The sequence below is a fragment of the Halomonas sp. McH1-25 genome (assembly GCF_022348165.1).
GTDB lineage: Bacteria > Pseudomonadota > Gammaproteobacteria > Pseudomonadales > Halomonadaceae > Modicisalibacter.
The window spans coordinates 254897-273451 of sequence record NZ_JAKRFI010000004.1; the positions used below are offsets into that span (position 1 = coordinate 254897).

Annotated in this window: 22 protein-coding genes; 4 read left to right on the top strand and 18 right to left on the bottom strand. The window is 63.2% G+C overall.

The window, feature by feature from the left end; genetic code table 11:
* Positions 1–10: 10 nt before the first annotated feature.
* From MHM84_RS12655 to MHM84_RS12680, 6 genes are all read right to left on the bottom strand, one after another.
* A complete protein-coding gene (locus MHM84_RS12655) occupies positions 11–838 on the bottom strand; it encodes a symmetrical bis(5'-nucleosyl)-tetraphosphatase (RefSeq protein ID WP_239266691.1) in 828 nt (275 codons plus the stop codon).
* A 42-nt stretch (positions 839–880) separates the two neighbouring features.
* Entirely contained in the window at positions 881–1264 is a 384-nt protein-coding gene (apaG, locus tag MHM84_RS12660) for a Co2+/Mg2+ efflux protein ApaG (RefSeq protein ID WP_239266693.1), read from the bottom strand.
* Positions 1261–2064 (bottom strand): 16S rRNA (adenine(1518)-N(6)/adenine(1519)-N(6))-dimethyltransferase RsmA, encoded by an 804-nt coding sequence (gene rsmA, locus MHM84_RS12665; protein WP_239266695.1) that lies wholly within the window; start codon positions 2062–2064, stop codon positions 1261–1263. The genes apaG and rsmA overlap by 4 nt, the downstream gene beginning before the upstream one ends.
* Before the next feature lie 111 nt (positions 2065–2175).
* A complete protein-coding gene (gene pdxA, locus MHM84_RS12670; RefSeq protein WP_239266697.1) occupies positions 2176–3204 on the bottom strand; it encodes a 4-hydroxythreonine-4-phosphate dehydrogenase PdxA in 1029 nt (342 codons plus the stop codon).
* On the bottom strand, positions 3201–4187 hold the full coding sequence (locus MHM84_RS12675; protein WP_239266700.1) for a peptidylprolyl isomerase: 987 nt from the start codon (positions 4185–4187) through the stop codon (positions 3201–3203). The genes pdxA and MHM84_RS12675 overlap by 4 nt, the downstream gene beginning before the upstream one ends.
* A gap of 13 nt (positions 4188–4200) precedes the next feature.
* Positions 4201–6624, bottom strand: coding sequence for an LPS-assembly protein LptD (locus tag MHM84_RS12680; RefSeq protein WP_239266702.1), 2424 nt, complete (start codon positions 6622–6624; stop codon positions 4201–4203).
* A 148-nt stretch (positions 6625–6772) separates the two neighbouring features.
* Here MHM84_RS12680 and MHM84_RS12685 point away from each other — a divergent pair, with 148 nt between their 5' ends.
* The 3 genes from MHM84_RS12685 to MHM84_RS12695 all read left to right on the top strand — a co-directional run bounded on the left by MHM84_RS12685 (position 6773) and on the right by MHM84_RS12695 (position 8982).
* Positions 6773–7816 (top strand): phosphotransferase, encoded by a 1044-nt coding sequence (locus MHM84_RS12685; RefSeq protein WP_239266704.1) that lies wholly within the window; start codon positions 6773–6775, stop codon positions 7814–7816.
* Positions 7813–8478 (top strand): N-acetylmuramate alpha-1-phosphate uridylyltransferase MurU, encoded by a 666-nt coding sequence (gene murU / locus MHM84_RS12690; protein ID WP_239266706.1) that lies wholly within the window; start codon positions 7813–7815, stop codon positions 8476–8478. The genes MHM84_RS12685 and murU overlap by 4 nt, the downstream gene beginning before the upstream one ends.
* 84 nt (positions 8479–8562) lie before the next feature.
* Complete coding sequence (locus MHM84_RS12695; protein ID WP_239266708.1) at positions 8563–8982, top strand: OsmC family protein; 420 nt, start codon at positions 8563–8565, stop codon at positions 8980–8982.
* A gap of 66 nt (positions 8983–9048) precedes the next feature.
* On the opposite strand, the gene MHM84_RS12700 is transcribed toward MHM84_RS12695, so the two are convergent.
* From MHM84_RS12700 to phaR, 7 genes are all read right to left on the bottom strand, one after another.
* Complete coding sequence (locus MHM84_RS12700; protein ID WP_239266710.1) at positions 9049–9654, bottom strand: DNA-3-methyladenine glycosylase 2 family protein; 606 nt, start codon at positions 9652–9654, stop codon at positions 9049–9051.
* Positions 9655–9666: 12 nt separating this feature from the next.
* Positions 9667–10308: a 2-polyprenyl-3-methyl-6-methoxy-1,4-benzoquinone monooxygenase gene (coq7, locus tag MHM84_RS12705; RefSeq protein WP_239266712.1), complete on the bottom strand. Its 642-nt coding sequence runs from the start codon at positions 10306–10308 to the stop codon at positions 9667–9669.
* 149 nt (positions 10309–10457) lie between these two features.
* Positions 10458–10799 carry a histidine triad nucleotide-binding protein gene (locus MHM84_RS12710; RefSeq protein ID WP_239266714.1) on the bottom strand — a complete coding sequence of 114 codons (342 nt, stop codon included), beginning with the start codon at positions 10797–10799 and terminating at the stop codon, positions 10458–10460.
* A gap of 73 nt (positions 10800–10872) precedes the next feature.
* Positions 10873–11745 (bottom strand): phosphoribulokinase, encoded by an 873-nt coding sequence (locus MHM84_RS12715; protein WP_239266716.1) that lies wholly within the window; start codon positions 11743–11745, stop codon positions 10873–10875.
* Positions 11745–11969 (bottom strand): hypothetical protein, encoded by a 225-nt coding sequence (locus MHM84_RS12720; RefSeq protein ID WP_239266718.1) that lies wholly within the window; start codon positions 11967–11969, stop codon positions 11745–11747. Before MHM84_RS12720 ends, MHM84_RS12715 begins: the two co-directional genes overlap by 1 nt.
* Positions 11970–12006: 37 nt before the next feature.
* Positions 12007–13293: a phosphoribosylamine--glycine ligase gene (gene purD, locus MHM84_RS12725; RefSeq protein WP_239266720.1), complete on the bottom strand. Its 1287-nt coding sequence runs from the start codon at positions 13291–13293 to the stop codon at positions 12007–12009.
* 91 nt (positions 13294–13384) lie between these two features.
* The gene (phaR, locus tag MHM84_RS12730; RefSeq protein WP_239266722.1) at positions 13385–13846 is read right to left on the bottom strand and encodes a polyhydroxyalkanoate synthesis repressor PhaR; all 462 of its coding nucleotides are present in this window, start codon (positions 13844–13846) and stop codon (positions 13385–13387) included.
* Between the two features lie 118 nt (positions 13847–13964).
* Between phaR and MHM84_RS12735 the strand changes: the two genes are divergently transcribed.
* Positions 13965–14678 (top strand): 16S rRNA (uracil(1498)-N(3))-methyltransferase, encoded by a 714-nt coding sequence (locus MHM84_RS12735; RefSeq protein ID WP_239266724.1) that lies wholly within the window; start codon positions 13965–13967, stop codon positions 14676–14678.
* 37 nt (positions 14679–14715) lie between these two features.
* Here the strand turns inward: MHM84_RS12735 and MHM84_RS12740 are convergent, their stop codons facing one another.
* From MHM84_RS12740 to MHM84_RS12760, 5 genes are all read right to left on the bottom strand, one after another.
* The gene (locus MHM84_RS12740) at positions 14716–15762 is read right to left on the bottom strand and encodes a DUF748 domain-containing protein (protein WP_239266726.1); all 1047 of its coding nucleotides are present in this window, start codon (positions 15760–15762) and stop codon (positions 14716–14718) included.
* Positions 15763–15830: 68 nt separating this feature from the next.
* Entirely contained in the window at positions 15831–17120 is a 1290-nt protein-coding gene (locus MHM84_RS12745) for a lytic murein transglycosylase (RefSeq protein WP_239266728.1), read from the bottom strand.
* An 82-nt stretch (positions 17121–17202) separates the two neighbouring features.
* A complete protein-coding gene (locus tag MHM84_RS12750) occupies positions 17203–17667 on the bottom strand; it encodes a DUF3429 domain-containing protein (protein ID WP_239266730.1) in 465 nt (154 codons plus the stop codon).
* 165 nt (positions 17668–17832) lie between these two features.
* Positions 17833–18273, bottom strand: a complete 441-nt coding sequence (gene mnhG / locus MHM84_RS12755) for a monovalent cation/H(+) antiporter subunit G (RefSeq protein ID WP_239266732.1) — start codon at positions 18271–18273, stop codon at positions 17833–17835.
* Positions 18266–18535, bottom strand: a complete 270-nt coding sequence (locus tag MHM84_RS12760) for a monovalent cation/H+ antiporter complex subunit F (protein WP_239266734.1) — start codon at positions 18533–18535, stop codon at positions 18266–18268. The genes mnhG and MHM84_RS12760 overlap by 8 nt, the downstream gene beginning before the upstream one ends.
* Positions 18536–18555 lie beyond the last annotated feature (20 nt).

Below are 18555 nucleotides of genomic sequence, written 5' to 3' on the forward strand. Positions count from 1 at the left end.
TGGGTGGCGTTCAGGCCGGCTTGCGGCAGGGCACGCTGATCTTGCGGCCGCTTTCCAGCTCGAGTGCAGTGAGGGTGCCTCCCCAGACACAGCCGGTGTCGAGCGCCTCGGCACGCACCCTAGCGCCAGGCGACTGGCCTTGCAGTGCCGCCCAATGCCCGAACACGATACGCGGGTCATCGTCACGCGGATAGGTGAACCACGGTGCGAAGCCTTCGGGCGCCGAGTCGAGACCTTCCTTGGCCTTGAAATCCAGGGTGCCGTCGGCGGCCACGAAGCGCATTCGTGTAAAGGCATTGACGATGGCGCGCAGGCGATCGTCACCGTCGAGATCGTCCTGCCAGCGTGCCGGCGTGTTGCCGTGCATGACATCGAGAAAGGCACCTGCCCGTTCGCTGCGCAGCACGGCCTCGACTTCCTGAGCGCGTTCGCATGCCTCGGATAGCGTCCACACCGGCAACAGGCCGGCATGCACCATCAGCGTACGGCTATCGCTTGCGCTGCCATCGTCGACCCATAGCGGTTGTGCCTGCAGCCACTCCAACAGCTTGCCACGATCCTCGGCATCGAGAATGGCATCCAGGGTGTCGGAGCGCTTGGCAGAGACGGCGCCACGCGCCACGGCCAGCAGATGCAGGTCGTGATTGCCGAGCACTACGCTGGCGGCATCGCCCAAGGCATGCACCTCGCGCAGACACGCCAACGACCCCGGTCCGCGATTGACCAGATCGCCCGCCAGCCATAGGCGGTCACGGCGGGGATCGAAGCTCAGCGACTCGAGCAGGGTCACGAACTCGGCATGGCAGCCTTGCAGGTCTCCAATGGCATAGGTTGGCATAGGCTTCCTTGTTAAGCGGTTCCATTCGTTTTCGGGACCGGCTCAATGCACCTGGTTGGGTCCCGCCAGGCGAAACGGCGCGATGACGACATCGAACGGTCGTTGCGCCGCCGTCTCGATGCAAGTGTAGGCGCCCTCCATGACGCCGACCGGGCACTCGAGCACGGCACGACTGGTATAGCGGAAGGTCTGTCCCGGCGCGATGACCGGCTGTTCGCCGACGACCCCCTTGCCGCGCATCTCCTGCACCTTGCCGTTGCCTTGGGTGATCTTCCAGTAGCGTGCCAGCAACTGTACGGTCCATGCCGACTGATTGTGGATGGTGATCGTATAGCTGAACACGAAGCGCTGCCCGCCCGGCGACGACTCGTCGGCCCGGTAGGCCGGCTCGACGTCGACATGGACGGCGTCGATGGGTTCGCTCATGTCCGCACTCCCGCCAGATGGTTGGCAATCGACACCATCTCGGCCACCGTCAGTGTCTGGGGCCGTCTAGCAGGATCGATACCCAGAGACTCCAGCGCTTCCGCCGATACCCTGCCCTTGAGGTTGTTGCGCAGGGTCTTGCGGCGTTGCGAAAACGCCTCCCGCACGATGTCGGCGAACAGTACCTCGTCGATGGCCTGGGCCGGCAGTGTCTCATGAGGAACCAGACGGACGATGGCGGAATCTACCTTGGGACGCGGAATGAACGCTTCGGGCGGCACGATGAACAGCGAGTCCACTTGGCAATGGTACTGCGCCATGATCGACAGTCGCCCCCAGTCGGCACTGCCCGGTTCGGCCGCGAGCCGCTCGACGACTTCCTTCTGCAGCATGAAGTGCATGTCGGCGACCGCACCCCGCTGGGCCAGCAAATGGAAGATCAGCGGAGTGGATATGTTATAGGGCAGGTTGCCCACCACGCGTAGCGACGGCCCATCGCCCTTGAGTTCGGCAAAGTCGAACTTCAGCGCGTCGCCTTCGTGCACACTGAATTCGGGATAGTTGAAAAACTGCACGCGCAGGCCCGGAACCAAGTCACGATCGAGTTCGATGACATCCAGCGCCCCGGCCGCCTCGAGCAGCGGCGCAGTAAGTGCGCCCTGCCCCGGGCCGATCTCGACCAGGCGCTGTCCGGGGCGCGGCGCGATGGCGCGTACGATGCGCGAGATGATGCCCGGATCGCGCAGAAAATTCTGTCCGAAACGTTTACGGGCTCGATGAACCGGAGGGCGAGAAGACATGCGAAAGAAGCATCCTTGATCATATGCGAGGGTATCGCCGAGCCCGTACGCTACCGTATGGCAGGACACGGGCTGCAGTTATTCACTAACGGTCATGGCGGGCGGGCACGCTTAGCGCCCGATTGCCTGCCCAGTGGCCATTTCCGCGGCGACTTCCAGCGCGACACGCAAGCTGCCGGTATCGGCCGTCGCGGTGCCGGCCAGATCGAGCGCCGTTCCATGGTCTACCGAGGTCCGCACGATGGGCAGCCCCAGGGTGATGTTGGCGGCACGTCCGAAGCCGGCATACTTGAGGACCGGCAGCCCCTGGTCATGATACATCGCCAGGACGGCGTCCACGCCTTCCAGGTGGCGCGGCGTGAATAGCGTATCGGCGGGCAGAGGCCCGTCGAGCTGCATTCCCTCACCGCGCAGCCGCTCCAGTGTCGGAGCGATCACCTCGAGTTCCTCACGCCCCAGGTGCCCGCCCTCGCCGGCATGCGGGTTGAGACCGCACACCGCGATACGCGGCGCGACAATGCCGAAATGCCGCTCGAGATCCATGGCCAGGATACGCAACACCCGCGTCAGCCCCTGATCGGTGACGGCATCGGCCACCTCGCGCAGCGGCAGGTGAGTGGTAGCCAGGGCGACGCGCAGATCCTGGACGCCGGTCGGCGTGTCGAGACGCGTTGCCAGCATCATCACGACCTCGTCGACGCGACATGCATCGCGTAGATACTCGGTATGCCCGGTGAAACCGGCATGTCCGCCTTCGATGATCACCCCCTTGTGCAGCGGCGCCGTGACCATCGCTCCGGCTTCGCCCCGACGACAGGCTTCGATGGCCCGGTCGAGTGTCGCCAGCACATAGTCGGCATTGGCCGGATCGAGCTTGCCCGGCAGCGCCTGGGCCTGGAGCGCCACCGGCCATACCGGCAACACGCCGGTACGCGCATCGGGGATCGCCTGCCCCGGGTTGAGCACGGCGATATCGACCTCGAGCTTCAGCCTGGCGGCACGCTCGGCGAGCATATCGGGATCGCCCACGGCCACTACACGTCCGGGCAGCGGCATCTGCGATGCTGCCACCATCAGTGTCAGGTCAGGCCCGATGCCGGCGGGCTCGCCCGTGGTAAGCGCCAGGATGGGGAACGTCATGAACCGCTCTGCTCCAACCGAGTGTCGACGTAGGCATCGGCACGAATCTGCTGAACCCAGGCCTCGAGTTCATCGTTGACCTTACGCTGGAAGATCAGCTGACGCACCTGATCGCGCTGGGCCGCGCCCGACTGATCGCTGCCTTCGCGATCCATTAGCTTGACCAGATGAAAGCCACTGGGACTACGGATCGGCTCGCTGACCTGACCGATACTCAAGCCACCGATCACGTCGGTGAAGATCGACGGTAGCTCACCGGCCTGACGCCACCCCAGGTCGCCGCCTTCCAGCGCGTTGGCGCCATCGGACTCCGCAGCGGCCACGTTGGCGAAGTCGGCGCCGCTCTGCAAACGCTCGTACAGGGCTTGCGCTTGTTGGCGTGCGGCTTCGACCTGGTCGGGAGACGGCGACTGGGGCACGGCCACCAGGATGTGCCCCAACCGATAGCGGACGTTGGCATTGGCGCCCTGCTGCTCGAGATAACGCTCCACTTCGCGATCGGAAATATTGACGCGACTGGCCACACGCCGCTGCTGCAACTCGCGCATCAGCATCTCGCGCCGGATCTGCTCGCGAACCACGGCCAGCGACAGGCCATCGGCCTCCAAGGCATCGGCGAACTGATCGACACTCATGCCATTGTTCTCGGCGATGGTGCGCACCGCCCGGTTCAACTCGGTATCGTCCACCGTCAGATTGGCCTGTTCGGCCATCTGCAACTGGATCTGCTCGACAATCATGCGCTCCAGCACCTGGCGGCGCAGGACGGCATCATCGGGCATGGCGATATTGCGACTCGCCAACTGGGTGCGCGCCTGGATCATGCGATCCTCGAGTTCGCTGGCCATGATGGCGTCGTCGTTGACGACCGCCACGATGCGATCCAGCGGCTCTTCCACGGCCCATGCCGATGCTGATACCCCAGTCAGGGAAAGCGCCAGCATCAGGGCCAGGCTCCACGAAGCAAACCAACGTCTGCGCATTAACAAACCTCACTCACTGTTGGAATTGGGTCGGCCGATAACCCGGAATGGACTCTTCGAAGAAGCTTTCGGTTCCCTGACCGACGCCCCCCAGGCCCTTGAACACGAAGCGCAGGAATATCCCACGGTCGGAATAATCGTCGTCGATGGTATTCGCGGTGTCGTTGTCCTCGATCCACTCGCGCCACGCCACCTGAACGCCGTAGCAGCAATCGTTCCACTGCACGCCGGCCAGTTGTTCCAGGGCTCGATCGTTGGTGTTGTCGTACGTGTAGCGACCGATCAGGTCCAGGCTGGCCGTGGCCCGGTAGGCGAACGATACGTCGAAGTCCTCCCGGTTATACCCAAGGCGGTCCTCTGCATCGCCGGAGGGATCGAAGCCCTGTAGCTGCCAGCGATATCCCAGGTTCAGCACGTGCCCCTCGGGATGCCGATAACGCAGGTAGGTGGCCGTGCGCTCGGTCAGTTCGCGGTGCGCATCGTAGAACCACTCGTAGCGCGCACTCCAGCGGTCGGTCACCTGCCAGTCGAGCTGCGTCACCACCGGCGAGCGATCGCGGGTGGCATCGTACCAGGCCTGGTAGTTGCTACCCCGGTCGGGCAATTCCAGGTCGCCCTCCATGCCGATGACGCGATCCTCGAGGTAGGCGCTCTGACCTACGCCCAGAGATAGACGCTCACGGCCGCTGTCGTCCTCGATGAAACGGGTCGACACGCCATACGAGAGCTTGTTGACGTCGCCCACCCGGTCGGCACCCGAGAAACGATAGGGCGTCCACAACTGGCTCCAGGAAAACGCTCTCTCGTCGGTATCGAAATCGGGAAACTCGCTCTGGTCCCGCTCCGGCACGTAAGCGTAGTAAAGGCGAGGCTCCAGCGTCTGGCGCCACGCCGCATCGAACAGATCGACGTCGCGCTCGAAGATCAGTCCGCCATCCAGCGAGCTGACCGGTACGGTACGCGTCAGGCCGGTGTCGAAGTCGGTCTCGCGCTCACCGTAGTCGAGATCATAGGCGGTGTAGAGCAGCGCGAAGCGCGGCTCGAGGAACCCCCACGATTCGTCGCCCCGCCAACCCACGGCCGGCGCCAGGTGCACGCGCGAGCCGGTGGCCGATTCGCGCAGCGGCACCTCGGTCGCGTCCACGTCGCGCCAGAAGTAGGTCGCATTGGAGCGCCACTGCTGGTAGAGCCCGTTGTCCTGCGACCAGCTGGCGTTGGCGGTCAGGCTGGGCAGGCGGTAGAACGGCTTGTCGTTCTCGGCAAGCGGATACTCGAGTCGCTGATACCCCTGGGTCTTGGCTTCGAGATACCAGGTCGTGCCGCTGTAGCTGAGCTGGGCCAGCCGGGACAGGTATTCGGTTTCGGTCTCGCCGAAGTCCCGACCGAAGTCGTCGAAGTAGCGCCCGTCACTGGCCGCGCCATAGCGCAGGTTATAGCGCAGCCGGGGCGTGAAGCGGCCACGGTGCAGATAATCGAAGTACCAACGTTCCTCACCCTCGAAGGCGTCGTCCGGGTCGTTGGGGTTGTCGCTTTCGCCGGCCTTGTCGCTGGCTAGGTACGCTCCCTCGACCTGCCCTTCGTCCGTGGGGAACAGGTAGCGGAACTCACCGCCCATCAGCAGGCCGTGGTTGCTGATCCAGCGCGGCGTGACGGTGGCATCGTAATTGGGCGCCAGATTGAGGTAATAGGGCTGCGCATAATCGAAAGAGTCGCCGGAAATGCCGATGGTCGGCCACAGGAACCCCGACTGGCGGCGATCGTCGATGGGAAAGCGTACCCAGGGCCAATAGAACACCGGTACGTGGCCGACCTCCAGGCGCGCGTGGGTAGCGGTGCCGAAGCCCTCCTCGCGATCCAGAACCACATCGTTGCTGACCAGGCGCCAGAGGTTGTTGCCAGGTTCGCAGGTGGTGTAGCTGGCCTCGCTCAAGCGATAGCGGCCATCCTCGAGCCGGGCCAGACGCTGGGCATCGCCGCGCAGACGCTGCTGATGCACGACATAATGCGCGGTATCGACCTGGGCGGCATCGCTGTCGAGAGCCAACTGCCCCGACTCGCCGCGTACCAGCAGGCCACGATCACGCAGGGTCAATGGCCCTTCCGCGAAGGCGGTATCCCTCGCCGCGTTGACACGCACCAGTGGGGCCTGGAGCTGGCTGGTGTCGCGCCGCAACACGACCTCGCCACGCAGCAGCGTTTCCCCTCCCTCGCCATATTCGGCGCTTTCCGATGCCGACAGGATCTGCTCAGGCGTTTCGCCGGGAGCAAGCGCATAGGGAGGCATGACGTAGCGGCCCCGACAGAGGGCATTGGGTGGGGCATCCGCCCCCCAAGGCTGCCAGTCGAGACGTTCCGCCGGCAGCGACGGCGGTGGTGCCGCCTGGGCATGGTGCGCGGCCAGGCCGGCAAGGGCAGTCCACAACAATCGCTTGCCCATGAATCCTCGGTGTCCTTGACGGTTGGAATCGGTATTATACAGTCCCCATGCCGCACGTCCTCCCCTCGATCGCGCAGCGGGTCGAGAGGTTGCGCTGGGAAGCCTCAGCATGCGGCGGCGAGCCGACCCCGTCAACCAAGGAGCCTGCATGCCGAACGACGCCAATGCCTCTCGCCTCGACGCCCTGCGCGACTGGGTCGCCATACGCCATGACCTGCCCGTAAGTCAGGTTCGCCTCGCGCTGGCGGCCGGCGACGCCAGCTTTCGGCGCTACTTCCGGCTATGGCTACCGGACGGGACCACCCGCATCCTGATGGATGCGCCACCGGAGCATGAGGACAGCCGCCCGTTCGTTGCCATTGCCCGCGACTGGCGCGACGCCGGCCTGCCCGTTCCCGCCCTGCATGCGCAGGACCTGGATGCCGGCTTCATCGAACTCGAGGACCTCGGCGACACGCCCATGCACCTGTTGCTGTGTGACGAGGACAGCAAAGCCGCCCTGACCTGGCAGGGGCACGCCCTGGCTCTGATCGACACCCTGCAGAACCAAGCGCCGGTCGGCTCGTTGCCCGCCTATGACGAGGCCTTGCTGGGTCGCGAACTGGACCTGTTTCCCGAGTGGTGCCTGACGCGCTTTCTGGCCATCGACCCGCCACCCAACTGGCAAAGGCATCGCCAGCGTCTGATCGAGACGGCGCTGAGCCAGCCACGCGTCGCCGTGCATCGCGACTTCGATGCCATGAATCTGATGGTGCATGGCGAACGGCTGTGGCTGCTCGATTTTCAGGATGCCGTCGATGGCCCGCTCAGCTACGACATGATCTCGCTGCTGCGGGGCCGCTACTGGCGTTTCCCCCGCGCGCGTTTCGCCACCTGGGTCGAGGACTTTCGCCAGCGCGCCATCGCGGATGGCCGGCTGCCCGAGCACGTCGATCACGACACCTTCCTGCACATGGCCGATGCCATGGCCGCGCAACGCTCGCTCAAGGTGCTCGGCATATTCTGCCGCCTGACGTTGCGTGACGCCAAACAGGGTTACCTCGAGCGTCTGCCCCGCTTTTTCGAGCATTTGCGTGACAGTCTGGCGCCGTGGCCCGATTACGCCGGGCTGGTCGACTGGCTCGACAACACCTTCGCGCCGGCATTGACCCAGGCACTGGCCCAGCACGCCCGCCGGGAAGGGCAATCATGAAGGCAATGATTTTGGCTGCCGGGCTGGGTACGCGCATGCGCCCGCTCACCGACCACTGCCCCAAGCCGCTGCTCGAGGTCGGCGACAAGCCGCTGATCGTGCATCATATCGACCACCTGAAGGCACTGGGCATCACGGATATCGTGATCAACGTCAGCTACCGTGCGCAGCAGATCGTCGACGCGCTGGGCGACGGGTCGGCCCATGGCGTCAACATCCGCTGGAGCCACGAGCCGACCCCACTGGAAACCGGCGGCGGCATTCGCCAGGCGCTGCCGCTACTCGGCGCGTCGCCGTTTCTGCTGGTCAATGGCGACGTATGGTGCGAGATCGCCCCGCCCTGGCTGGCGCCACTCGGCGGCGATCTGGCCCGCCTGGTGCTGGTCGACAATCCCGAGCATCACCCCGAGGGAGACTTCCCTCTCGACACGGCAGGCCGGGTCCACGCCAGCGGCGAGCCACGCCTGACCTTCAGCGGCATCAGCCTGATCGATCCGGCTTTAGTGGCCGACCGGCCCGAGGGCGCCTTCAAACTGGCCCCGTTACTGCGCGACGCCATACAGGCCGGTCGCGTTGCCGGCTGCCATCATCGCGGCCCCTGGGTCGACGTCGGCACGCCCGAGCGACTACAGGCCCTGGATGCCTGGCTGAAGCGCCGCTGAACGGGACAGGACCCGCCGACTCGATGACATGGACAGGATGCTATCCTGCGACACCACGATACCAACCAGAAGGAAAGCGAATCGATGAAAGCCAGCGTCAAGTGGACCGACGGTCGCCAGTTCGTGGCGGAATCCGGCAGTGGTCACAGTGTGGTCATCGATGGCCCGCCCGACCACGGCGGCCGCAACACCGGTCCCCGCCCCATGGAGTTGCTGCTGATGGGCATGGGCGCGTGCACCTCCTTCGACGTGCTGGAGATCCTCGACAAGTCGCGCGCTCCGGTCAGCGACTGCGTGGCCAGCATCGAGGCCGAACGGGCCGATAGCGTGCCGAGCGTATTCACCAAGATCCATGTGCACTTCACGGTGACCGGCAAGGGGCTCAAGGAGAACCAGGTCAAGCGTGCCGTGGAGCTTTCCGCCGAGAAGTACTGCAGTGCATCGATCATGCTCGCCCAGGGCGGCGTCGATATCACCCACTCCTATGAGATCGTCGAGGGCTAGGCACGCCGACGAGCCTGACGCCAGCCCGCTCCATCCGCGGGCTTTTCCATCTCGCGTTCACGATGGTTACAGCGGCGGCGCATCGACATGACGCCACAGATAGAGCGCCAGCCACGAACGATGCGGCGCGAATCGTGCGGCAGTGCGCGTCGTCTTGCGCCGCGGGCTGGTCAGTCGGGTCAGGGTCTTGCGTGCAGCCACGTCACCGTCCGGCCAGACGTCTTCATCTCCGTAATAGAAGATCGAAACCATGTCCGCCGTCCATTGCCCTACGCCCCACAGTGCCGTGAGCCGTCGGGAGCGCTCGGCATGGTCGAGCGGACGCAGCGCCTCGGCCTCGAGCTCGCCCAGGCGCGCCTGTTCGGCGATGGCGCAAATGGCTCGTGTCTTGGCCATCGACAATCCGCAGGCACGCAACGCCTCGCCATTGGCCTCGATGAAATAATCGGCCAGCGGGGTTTCCCCGGCAGCCGTGAGTACGCGATTCCAGATGGCCCGCGCCGCCTTCACCGAGAGCTGCTGACCGGCCACGGAACGACACAGTCGCTCGGCGAGAGGCTGCGAGTCATCGAAGTTGAACTCGACCGGACCGCCTCGCGCCATGGCATCGGCCAGTGCGGGACTCAGGCCCTCGGCGATCGAGACGAAGCGTTCATGGATGACCTGCGACATGGCGGGGTCGGCTTACACGCGGTAGACGCTCTTGGTCATCACTTTCGACATCAGCCTCATGCCGAGCTTCACAGGCGAGGGAAACCGCGAACCGCCGGCTTCCAGCGCCCAACGTTCGTGATGCGCCTCGTCTGCACGCATCTGCTCGAGGACCGCCCGCGAACGGCGGTCGCCTGCCGGCAGTGCCTTGAGATGAGCATCGAGATGGCGGCCAACCTGCTCCTCGGTGGCAGCGACGAAGCCCAGGCTGACCCGATCGCCTACCGCACCAGCCGTCGCCCCCAGGCCGAAGGATGCCGCATAGAACAGCGGATTGAGGTAGCTGGTCCGTCCGCCGAGTTCCTTGAGTCGTTCATCGCACCAGGCGAGATGATCGATCTCTTCCTGAGCCGCGTGTTCCATCTGCTCGCGCGTATCGGGCAGCTTGGCGGTCAGTCCCTGGCCCTGATAGAGCGCCTGGGCGCACACCTCGCCCGTGTGATTGATGCGCATCAGACCTTCGGCATGGCGACGCTCAGCATCGTCCATATCGCCATCGCGTGCCTTGATCGCTGGCGAGGGACGCGCTGGCTGGGCTGCATGAGGCACCAGCGTACGCAGCACGGTATCGAACTGGTGGATGACGTTGTCGGTACGCGTCAGCTTGCGAAGCATCGCTACCCCCTGGTAAACGAAAGGAATCTGGACCTGCCGGGGCCGACTGCCCCATCAGAAGGGCCACACCCGGAAGGTGTGGCCCTGTATGCACCGGATGCGTCGTAGCACTCGTCATGGAGGATCCGTCGCACGGATCGCTGCTGCGGCTATCCCGCCGGCCAGGTGAAGTGCCGACCGCCCATCAGATGCATGTGTATATGATAGACCGACTGGCCGCCGTCTTCATTGCAGTTCATCACCACCCGGTAACCGTTGTCGGCAAAGCCCTGCTGTTTGGCCAGCTTGGCCGCGGTGAACTGCAGTCGCCCGATCAGCGCCAGATCCGCCTCGTCGATATCGTTGAGCGTGGCGATGTGCTTCTTGGGCACGATCAGGATGTGGGTCGGTGCCTTGGGGTCGATGTCATTGAAGGCCAGCACATGCTCGTCCTCATAGACGATGTCCGGCTCGATCTCGCGGTCGACCATCTTGCAGAACAGGCAATCCATGATTCACTTCTCCTCGATGTCACTTCGCCTATACCACGCAACACGACAATGCGGTTGCTCGGAAAACCTGCGCCTAGCGAAAGCGCCGCTGGCCCAGTAGGTGCTTCACTACCGGCCCAAGAATCAACTCCATCGCCAGCGACATGCGCGCACCGGGAACCACCAGCGTATGCGGCCGACTCATGAAGGAGTCCTGAATCATTGCCAGCAGGTAGGGAAAATCCACCGTGGCCGGGTCGCGGAAACGGATCACCACGAAGGATTCGGCATCGGTGGGAATGTCCTGCACCTCGAAGGGGTTGGACGTATCCACCGTGGGCACACGCTGGAAATTGATGTGGGTGCGCGAAAACTGTGGCTGGATGTAGCGTACGTAATCGTGCATGCGCCCCAGGATGGTGTCGATCACTGCCTCCTGAGAGTAACCGCGAAGCTTGGTGTCGCGGTCGATCTTTTGGATCCACTCCAGGTTCATGGTCGGCGCCACGCCGATGAGCAGATCGACATAGCGGGCGATGTCGTACTCACCGGTCACCAGGCCACCATGCAGCCCCTCGTAGAAAAGCAGGTCCGTACCGCAGGGCAGCGCTTGCCACTCGGTGAACGTGCCGACCTTGTAGCCGGCCTCGATCATGCGCTTGTCCTCGGCATGGATGTAGTGCCGATAGGTGCCGCTGCCGTGCTCACCGTATTCCTGGAATAGCGCCTCGAGTCGGTCGAGCAGGTTGGCCTCGACAGCGAAATGCGACAGTTCGTCGGTGCGCTCGGGCTCCTCGCGAAAGATCCGGGTCAGCTCTTCCTTGGTGTAACGGTGGAAGGCATCGCCATCGACGAAGGCGGCATGCACATCCTCGCGGGAAAACATGCGTTCGAAGGTACGCCTGACGGTCGTGGTACCGGCGCCCGAGGAGCCGGTCACGGCAATGATGGGATACTCCCGCGACATCAGTCGGTTCCCCGCTGCTTGGCCCTGATCAGTGCCTCGGCGCGATATTGGGTGGTCAGGCCGGCCCTCATACTGGGATGGCCGAACACGTCCCACCTGTGGGGCCAGATAGTGACGGCATCATGCGCAAGGTGACGGCCATAATTCATGGCGCCGATGCGCACCGGCAGTCGATGCCGATGCACGAGGTCCGTCGCGGGGAACTCCAGGCGAACGCGTTCCATGTCATGACTCCCTGCGCAAAGCGCCCAATGCCGGCGTTCAACCTTCGCGGGCAATGGCGCGGTAGGCAATATCGCGCCGGTAGAGGGCATCTTCCCAGCGGACCGCCTCCACACCTTCGTAAGCTCGGTCGCGAGCGCTTGACACACGCTCGCCCAAAGCGGTTACACATAGCACGCGCCCACCGCTGGTGACGACCCGACCTTGGTCGTCTTCCGCCGTACCGGCATGGAAGACCTTGCAGCCTGCCGCTTCGGCAGCGTCCAGGCCTTCGATGACGTCGCCCTTGCGGTAGCTGCCGGGATAGCCGCCGGCGGCCATGACCACGCCCACGGCGGGGCGCGAATCCCACTCGCAGCGCTCCCGGTTCAGGGTTCCTTCGGCGCCGGCCAGGCACAGCCTGACCAGGTCGGACTTCAGACGCAGCAGAATAGGCTGCGTCTCGGGATCGCCGAAGCGACAGTTGTACTCGATCACCTTGGGTGCACCGTCGGCGCCGATCATCAGCCCCGCATACAAAAAACCGGTGTAAGCATGGCCTTCCTCGGCCATACCGCGCACGGTGGGCTGGATGACCTCGTCGATGATGCGTCTATAGACTGCATCGGTGACCACCGGCGCTGGCGAATAGGCGCCCATGCCTCCCGTGTTGGGCCCGGTATCGCCTTCACCGACACGCTTGTGATCCTGGCTGGTGGCCATCGGCAGAACATGCTCACCGTCGACCATGACGATAAAGCTGGCCTCCTCGCCCTCGAGGAATTCCTCGATGACCACGCGAGCCCCGGCATCGCCGAAGGCGTTGGCCTCGAGCATGTCGCGCACGGCGGCCTCAGCCTCGGCCTGGGTCATGGCGACGATCACACCCTTGCCGGCCGCCAGACCGTCGGCCTTGATGACGATCGGCGCACCCTTTTCGGCCAGATAGGTCAACGCCGCATCGACGTCGGTGAAGGTCGCATAGTCGGCGCTGGGAATGGCATGGCGCGCCAGAAAATCCTTGGTGAAGGACTTGGAGCCTTCCAACTGAGCGGCGGCCTGGGTCGGCCCGAAGATCTTCAATCCCGTGGCACGAAACCGGTCGACCACGCCGGCCACCAATGGCGCTTCGGGACCGACGATGGTCAGCTCGACCGCGTTGTCGCGGGCAAAGGTTTCCAGGCCGGCCAGATCGTCGGCGGCAATGTCCACATTGGTCAGCTTGGACTCGCGGGCGGTCCCGGCGTTACCGGGCGCCACGAAGACCGACTCGACGTAGGGTGACTGTGCCGCCTTCCAGGCCAATGCGTGCTCGCGGCCACCGCCGCCGATGATGAGAACCTTCATCTACAGAACCTTGCTGGTAGTGGAATTCCAGAAAGCGGCATTATGTCAGAAAGCGCCCCGCCCCGCCTTCCCGACAGCCGGCCCTTCAGCGCTAGCGGGACTCGTCGTCGTCATCCTTCCTGTCGAAGGGCGAGCGCGTCATGGCCTGCTGCCAGAAGCGCATGTTCTCCTCGGCCATCTCGCGCATCAGTTCCATGGGCGTATGGCGCATGGCCTGCTGCCACTGGTCCTGCAGATGCTTCTGCTGCTCCAGCATCAGGCGCGTGCCCTGCTCCAGGTAGCGCGCCAACGGCAGCGGCTGCGACATGGCATAAACGCGAATCAACTGTTGAAGCAAGTCGTTGGAAAAGACCTCGGCATCGCCGTCGGCCTGCTCCTGCTCGATGATGATAGACAGCAGAATGGTGCGCGTCAGATCCTCGCCGCTCTTGGCGTCCTCGACCCGGAACGGCTCCTCATCGAGAATCAGGCGACGCAGATCCTCGAGCGTGACATAGCGGCTCTGCTGCGTATCGTAGAGTCGACGGTTGGCATACTTGCGAATCACGCGCACGGCGCGGCTCCTCTTCGATTATATTCGGCATGTCTGCATTGTGCATTGCACTACCCGGCTTGCAAACACTCTGTGGTCTTCGTCGGGTAGAATGCCCGCCTGCATGTAGGGAGACACCATGAACCTGATTCTGCTCGACCCCGCCGATATCGCGACCGACGGTCACGCACGAGTGCACGACCCGCGCCGGCTGCGTCACATGCACGAGGTGCATCGGGCCGCGCCGGGCGACGCACTGACCCTGGGCGTCGAGGACGGCAACCTGGGCCGCGGGCGTCTCCTGCATCTGTCGAAGGATGAAGCCTGCTTCGCCATCGAGCATCTCGATCAGGCACCGCCGGCTCCCCTGCCGGTGCATCTGGTCCTGGCCCTGCCTCGCCCGCGCATGCTGGCGCGCACTCTGGAACATGTCACGGCACTAGGGGTCAAGCATATCACGCTGTTGCATACGCGCCGTGTCGAGAAGAGCTACTGGCAGTCGCCGGAACTGGCGCCGGAGCGCATCCGCGAGCATCTCATCCTGGGTCTCGAACAGGCCCGCGACACTCGGCTGCCCAAGGTGACCCTGGCGCCCCGCTTCCGTCCTTTCATCGAGGATATCTTGCCCGGCTTGCTGGAGGAACGACGCGGCTTGCTGGCACACCCGGGCATGACGATGCCTTGCCCGCGCGGCATCGACACGCCAAGTTTACTGCTGGTCGGGCCGGAAGGCGGCTTCATTCCCTACGAAGTGGAGCGCCTGCTCGAGACAGGCTGCGAAGGCATCCATCTCGGCGAACGTATACTGCGTGTCGAAACGGCCGTAACGGCGTTACTGGCTCGACTGTTCTGAGGTGGACAGAGGACACTTCCAATAAGGACAAGGGGCATTATTCACGCTCGAAGTTGGCCTCGTAGGCATCGACAAACGCATTGCGCAAGATAGAGACGAATGCCTGCCAGGCGCTGATATCCTGTTGGTCCAGGTTACCCTGAATATCGATCTGCGACGCAATGCGGTTCTCGGGCTGATTGCGAAACAGCTGTCCCGCCCCCGCCACCAGCGCTTCCCAGGCTGCACTCAGCACGCCCTTTTCAGCATCCTCCTGCAGATCGAGAATCTCGACGTTATCGAGCAAGGGCTTGGCATAGCCTTGAAGCTGTCCTTCGTTTGCCTCGAGTTCCATGACGAAATCCCCCGATCCCGACTGAAAATCAAAGCGACCATACGCTTCGGTCAGATCATTGAGCCGAGTCAGATCGATATCGGTAATGCGCAGTTGCATGTCGAAGTTCTGGAATTCGCCCAGCGGATCAAGGCTAGCCTGGAACTCTGCCGGGGCCTGATTCAACACCAGCCCCTCAGCATCGATTTCGGCGACCTGAGCCCCTTCGCGGCGGTCGGCATTGCTTAGATTGGTTACGCTGGCATTAAGCTCGGAGATTTCCAGATCTACCGGCGGCTGGGAGGTGAAGTTACGGAAATGGATGCGGCCATCGATGATATCTACCCGATTGATCTCGATCGGCACCATCGCCTGAAGTGTCTGCTGCCACTGGGCCCCTTCACCGGTTTGGCCGCTCTCTTCCTGGCTGGCATCGACGAAGTTCAACTCAGGCCGAAAAATCTCTGCCTCGGCGACGATAGCCCCTTTCCAGAGCGCGCGCCAACTCACGGCCAGATCAAGGGTGTCCACCCGTACAAACGGCACCGGAACGCTACCACTGGCCTTGCTAATCTCAAGGCCATTGATGGCATAGGCACCACGCCACAAGTGGATTTCGACTTCCTCGACGTGGCCTTGATACTCCCCCATATCGGCGAGTTGACCATTGAGGTAGTCGCGCACCATCCCAGGCAGCGCTACACGCAGTGCGACCAGTCCAACGACAATGGCAGCCAGAACGATGAACGGCCACGTGTAGCGCTTCTTCATATCCGTGAAGTCTCGGCGATGCCTTTCGCTCCTACAGCATAGCCGAGTTTACTCGCGGGCTGCTGGCGTCAGTTATCCTGCAGGCGCTCAAGCAGGCTGAGTGTCGCGAAGCCATCCGGAATCATGCCCAGCGATCGCTGATATTCACGCAGGCCACGCCGCGTATTCGGCCCGATGACGCCATCCGGCGTTCCGACATCGAAGCCTCGCTCATTAAGCGACTCCTGCAGCTGCTTGACCTGCGAGCGGGACAACGCCGGCTCCTCCCGCGGCCATTCCGCTGCCAGCCCAGGATGTCCCGCCAGGCGTTCGGAAAGCAGCGCGACCGCCAGCGCATAGCTGGTCGAGGCGTTGTAGCGCATGATCGTGCGGAAATTGTCACCGACGAGAAATGCCGGTCCTTGTGCCCCGGCCGGTGCAATCACCGATGCCGAGGCCAACGTCGGCAGGTTGTCGCCGCGAACCGGACGCACCCCCTGCGCGGCCCATTCCTGGCTGGGGCGCTGGGTGTCCAGCTCGGTCTGGGAATAGTCGAACGCCTGAGGCAGTTGCACTTCTACGCCCCAGGGCTCTGCGGGACGCCAGCCGGCCTGCGCGAGATAGTTGGCGGTCGATGCCATGACATCGGCAATGCTGCCCCAGATATCGCGGCGTCCGTCTCCATCGGCATCGCGTGCGTAGGCCTCGAAACTCGACGGCAGAAATTGCGTGTGTCCCATGGCCCCGGCCCAGGAGCCGCGCATGTGCTCGCGATCGATGTCGCCGCGCTGCAGGATACGCAGCGCCGACATTAGCTCGCTGCGGGCGAACTCGGGCCGACGCCCGTCATAGCCCAGTGTCGCCAACGCATCGATAGTCGAAAAACTGCCGAAGTTGCTGCCGTAATTGCTCTCGATGCCCCAGATCGCCACGAGCACTTCAGCCGGCACGCCATAATGCTCACTGGCCGCTTCGATGACTTGGCGGTGTTCGGCGAGGCGCGCCTGCCCCTGCGACACCCGGGCCGGAGAGACGGCGGTATCGAGATAATCCCAGACCTGCCGAGTGAATTCGGGCTGCGAGCGGTCGAGCTCGATGATCCGCGGCTGATAGCGAACCGGGTCGAAGGCAGCCATCAACGTAGCCTCTTCGATCCCCTGTTGGCGGGCTGCCTGACGGAAATCGCGCACCCAGGCGGAAAAGTCCTGACGTACCGCGACCGATGGCGTTGCCTGAGGGGCATTGCCTGCCGAGACATCGGCTGTGGCGGACGCCGAACTGTGAGATGTGCCGTCAGTGGCAATGGCTGTCGACTGACAGCCACTCGCTAACAGGGTGGCAGCAAGCAGGGAAGAAACGAGACAGGCGTGACGACGCATAACGTGACAACTCATGAGTGCAGAAACTGCGCCATCTTGGACCAAGCAGGCAGTTTCGCCTAGCCCTTTCCTCGTACTTCTATCAGCCCAACAAGGTCAGACGTGCAATGATGGCTAGGTGACAGAGTACGACAACGGTATTGAGCAACTTGCGCAGCCCCTGGTACCAACCCGGCAACCGTTCGGCGCTGTCCTGCTGGCACTCGTAGAGACGCAACAGCCAGAAACCGATCATGAGTATCGCCGCCGCCTCGATATAGTCGAGCATGAGTGCTGGCCATGCGAACAAGCCTGGCGCGATGCTCACCATCAGCCTGGCATTGAAGTCGCGCGTACCGCAGCGATCCAGGCTGATCGCCACGCCCCAATGGACCCCCCCCAGGAACGACAACACGATGGCGCCATAGACGACGAATGCTTCGACAGCCAGGGCTTGCCAACGCATGGGCAACAGATAGGCGCTGACCACGCAGACGATAAATGGACTCAATCCAGCCAGCCCCAACCATAGGGGCAGCCGGATGCGCTGCATTTCTTCAGCAGTCATAAGGTGTGCATCCTTGCAACCTGAAATTACGTTACGAAACACAATGTATCAGCAGTAAGCCTGCCGTTAAAGGTTGTGATTCTTCCGCTGAAGTTTTTCGAAGGAATGAAAGCTAAATTTGCACCTTCGCAGCATGCCCTGATTTCGTAATCCGCATGATTTCACTCATGAGGAAGAGCCGCTCTCTGGCGAGCTTTGTTCGTTCCGCTGTTCACGCCTTTCATGATCCACGTCTTCGGCACCCTGAGGAGACAGACGGCTGTGTAGACGATGGCTGAGTGGATTATAATTGGGACGCAACTCATCCTTGACCGTTTCCTCCCAGAACTTGACCCCAACGAAATAGCCGGCACGCCCCAGCACATGGGCGGCTACGGGCGCTGTCAACATAACGAAAAAGACGATCGCCAGCGCTCGGGCCACGACGACCTCTTCGGCGAAGTGGAAACTGACGCCGGCCATGATAAGCATGACTCCCAGCGTGGCGCCCTTGGTCGAGGCGTGCATTCGGGTCAGCAGATCCGGTAGACGGACGATGCCCAAGGCTGCCACCAACATGAAGGAAGCACCTCCCAACAGGAGGATGCTCACCAGGATATCAATCATTGCGCTGCCCCCCTCGCTCAAGAAAGCGGGCAAAGCCCACGGTGGCGAGAAAAGACATCAGAGCCACTACGATCGCCACATCCAGAAAGGGCTTTACGTCGGTATTTATCGTGTGCACGCCGATGATTCCGATGATGATGACCGAGAACAACTCGAGTGCCACCACCCGATCCGGCAGGCTGGGGCCACGCACGAGACGTACGAAACACAGCAGCAAGGCCAATGTCATCAGCCCCAGCGTCAAATTGATCACGGTCTGCATAACCTGTCTCCATTTTCGCG

What these genes read in the sequence shown, in the direction of transcription:
- rsmA (WP_239266695.1), bottom strand. Translation starts at nt 2,064, where the DNA reads ATGTCTTCTCGCCCTCCGGTTCATCGAGCCCGTAAACGTTTCGGACAG.
- apaG (WP_239266693.1), bottom strand. Translation starts at nt 1,264, where the DNA reads ATGAGCGAACCCATCGACGCCGTCCATGTCGACGTCGAGCCGGCCTAC.
- MHM84_RS12740 (WP_239266726.1), bottom strand. Translation starts at nt 15,762, where the DNA reads ATGAAGAAGCGCTACACGTGGCCGTTCATCGTTCTGGCTGCCATTGTC.
- mnhG (WP_239266732.1), bottom strand. Translation starts at nt 18,273, where the DNA reads ATGATTGATATCCTGGTGAGCATCCTCCTGTTGGGAGGTGCTTCCTTC.
- MHM84_RS12675 (WP_239266700.1), bottom strand. Translation starts at nt 4,187, where the DNA reads ATGCGCAGACGTTGGTTTGCTTCGTGGAGCCTGGCCCTGATGCTGGCG.
- purD (WP_239266720.1), bottom strand. Translation starts at nt 13,293, where the DNA reads ATGAAGGTTCTCATCATCGGCGGCGGTGGCCGCGAGCACGCATTGGCC.
- MHM84_RS12710 (WP_239266714.1), bottom strand. Translation starts at nt 10,799, where the DNA reads ATGGATTGCCTGTTCTGCAAGATGGTCGACCGCGAGATCGAGCCGGAC.
- MHM84_RS12685 (WP_239266704.1), top strand. Translation starts at nt 6,773, where the DNA reads ATGCCGAACGACGCCAATGCCTCTCGCCTCGACGCCCTGCGCGACTGG.
- MHM84_RS12735 (WP_239266724.1), top strand. Translation starts at nt 13,965, where the DNA reads ATGAACCTGATTCTGCTCGACCCCGCCGATATCGCGACCGACGGTCAC.
- MHM84_RS12695 (WP_239266708.1), top strand. Translation starts at nt 8,563, where the DNA reads ATGAAAGCCAGCGTCAAGTGGACCGACGGTCGCCAGTTCGTGGCGGAA.
- MHM84_RS12655 (WP_239266691.1), bottom strand. Translation starts at nt 838, where the DNA reads ATGCCAACCTATGCCATTGGAGACCTGCAAGGCTGCCATGCCGAGTTC.
- coq7 (WP_239266712.1), bottom strand. Translation starts at nt 10,308, where the DNA reads ATGCTTCGCAAGCTGACGCGTACCGACAACGTCATCCACCAGTTCGAT.
- MHM84_RS12715 (WP_239266716.1), bottom strand. Translation starts at nt 11,745, where the DNA reads ATGTCGCGGGAGTATCCCATCATTGCCGTGACCGGCTCCTCGGGCGCC.
- MHM84_RS12720 (WP_239266718.1), bottom strand. Translation starts at nt 11,969, where the DNA reads ATGGAACGCGTTCGCCTGGAGTTCCCCGCGACGGACCTCGTGCATCGG.
- MHM84_RS12700 (WP_239266710.1), bottom strand. Translation starts at nt 9,654, where the DNA reads ATGTCGCAGGTCATCCATGAACGCTTCGTCTCGATCGCCGAGGGCCTG.
- MHM84_RS12745 (WP_239266728.1), bottom strand. Translation starts at nt 17,120, where the DNA reads ATGCGTCGTCACGCCTGTCTCGTTTCTTCCCTGCTTGCTGCCACCCTG.
- murU (WP_239266706.1), top strand. Translation starts at nt 7,813, where the DNA reads ATGAAGGCAATGATTTTGGCTGCCGGGCTGGGTACGCGCATGCGCCCG.
- MHM84_RS12680 (WP_239266702.1), bottom strand. Translation starts at nt 6,624, where the DNA reads ATGGGCAAGCGATTGTTGTGGACTGCCCTTGCCGGCCTGGCCGCGCAC.
- MHM84_RS12750 (WP_239266730.1), bottom strand. Translation starts at nt 17,667, where the DNA reads ATGACTGCTGAAGAAATGCAGCGCATCCGGCTGCCCCTATGGTTGGGG.
- pdxA (WP_239266697.1), bottom strand. Translation starts at nt 3,204, where the DNA reads ATGACGTTCCCCATCCTGGCGCTTACCACGGGCGAGCCCGCCGGCATC.
- MHM84_RS12760 (WP_239266734.1), bottom strand. Translation starts at nt 18,535, where the DNA reads ATGCAGACCGTGATCAATTTGACGCTGGGGCTGATGACATTGGCCTTG.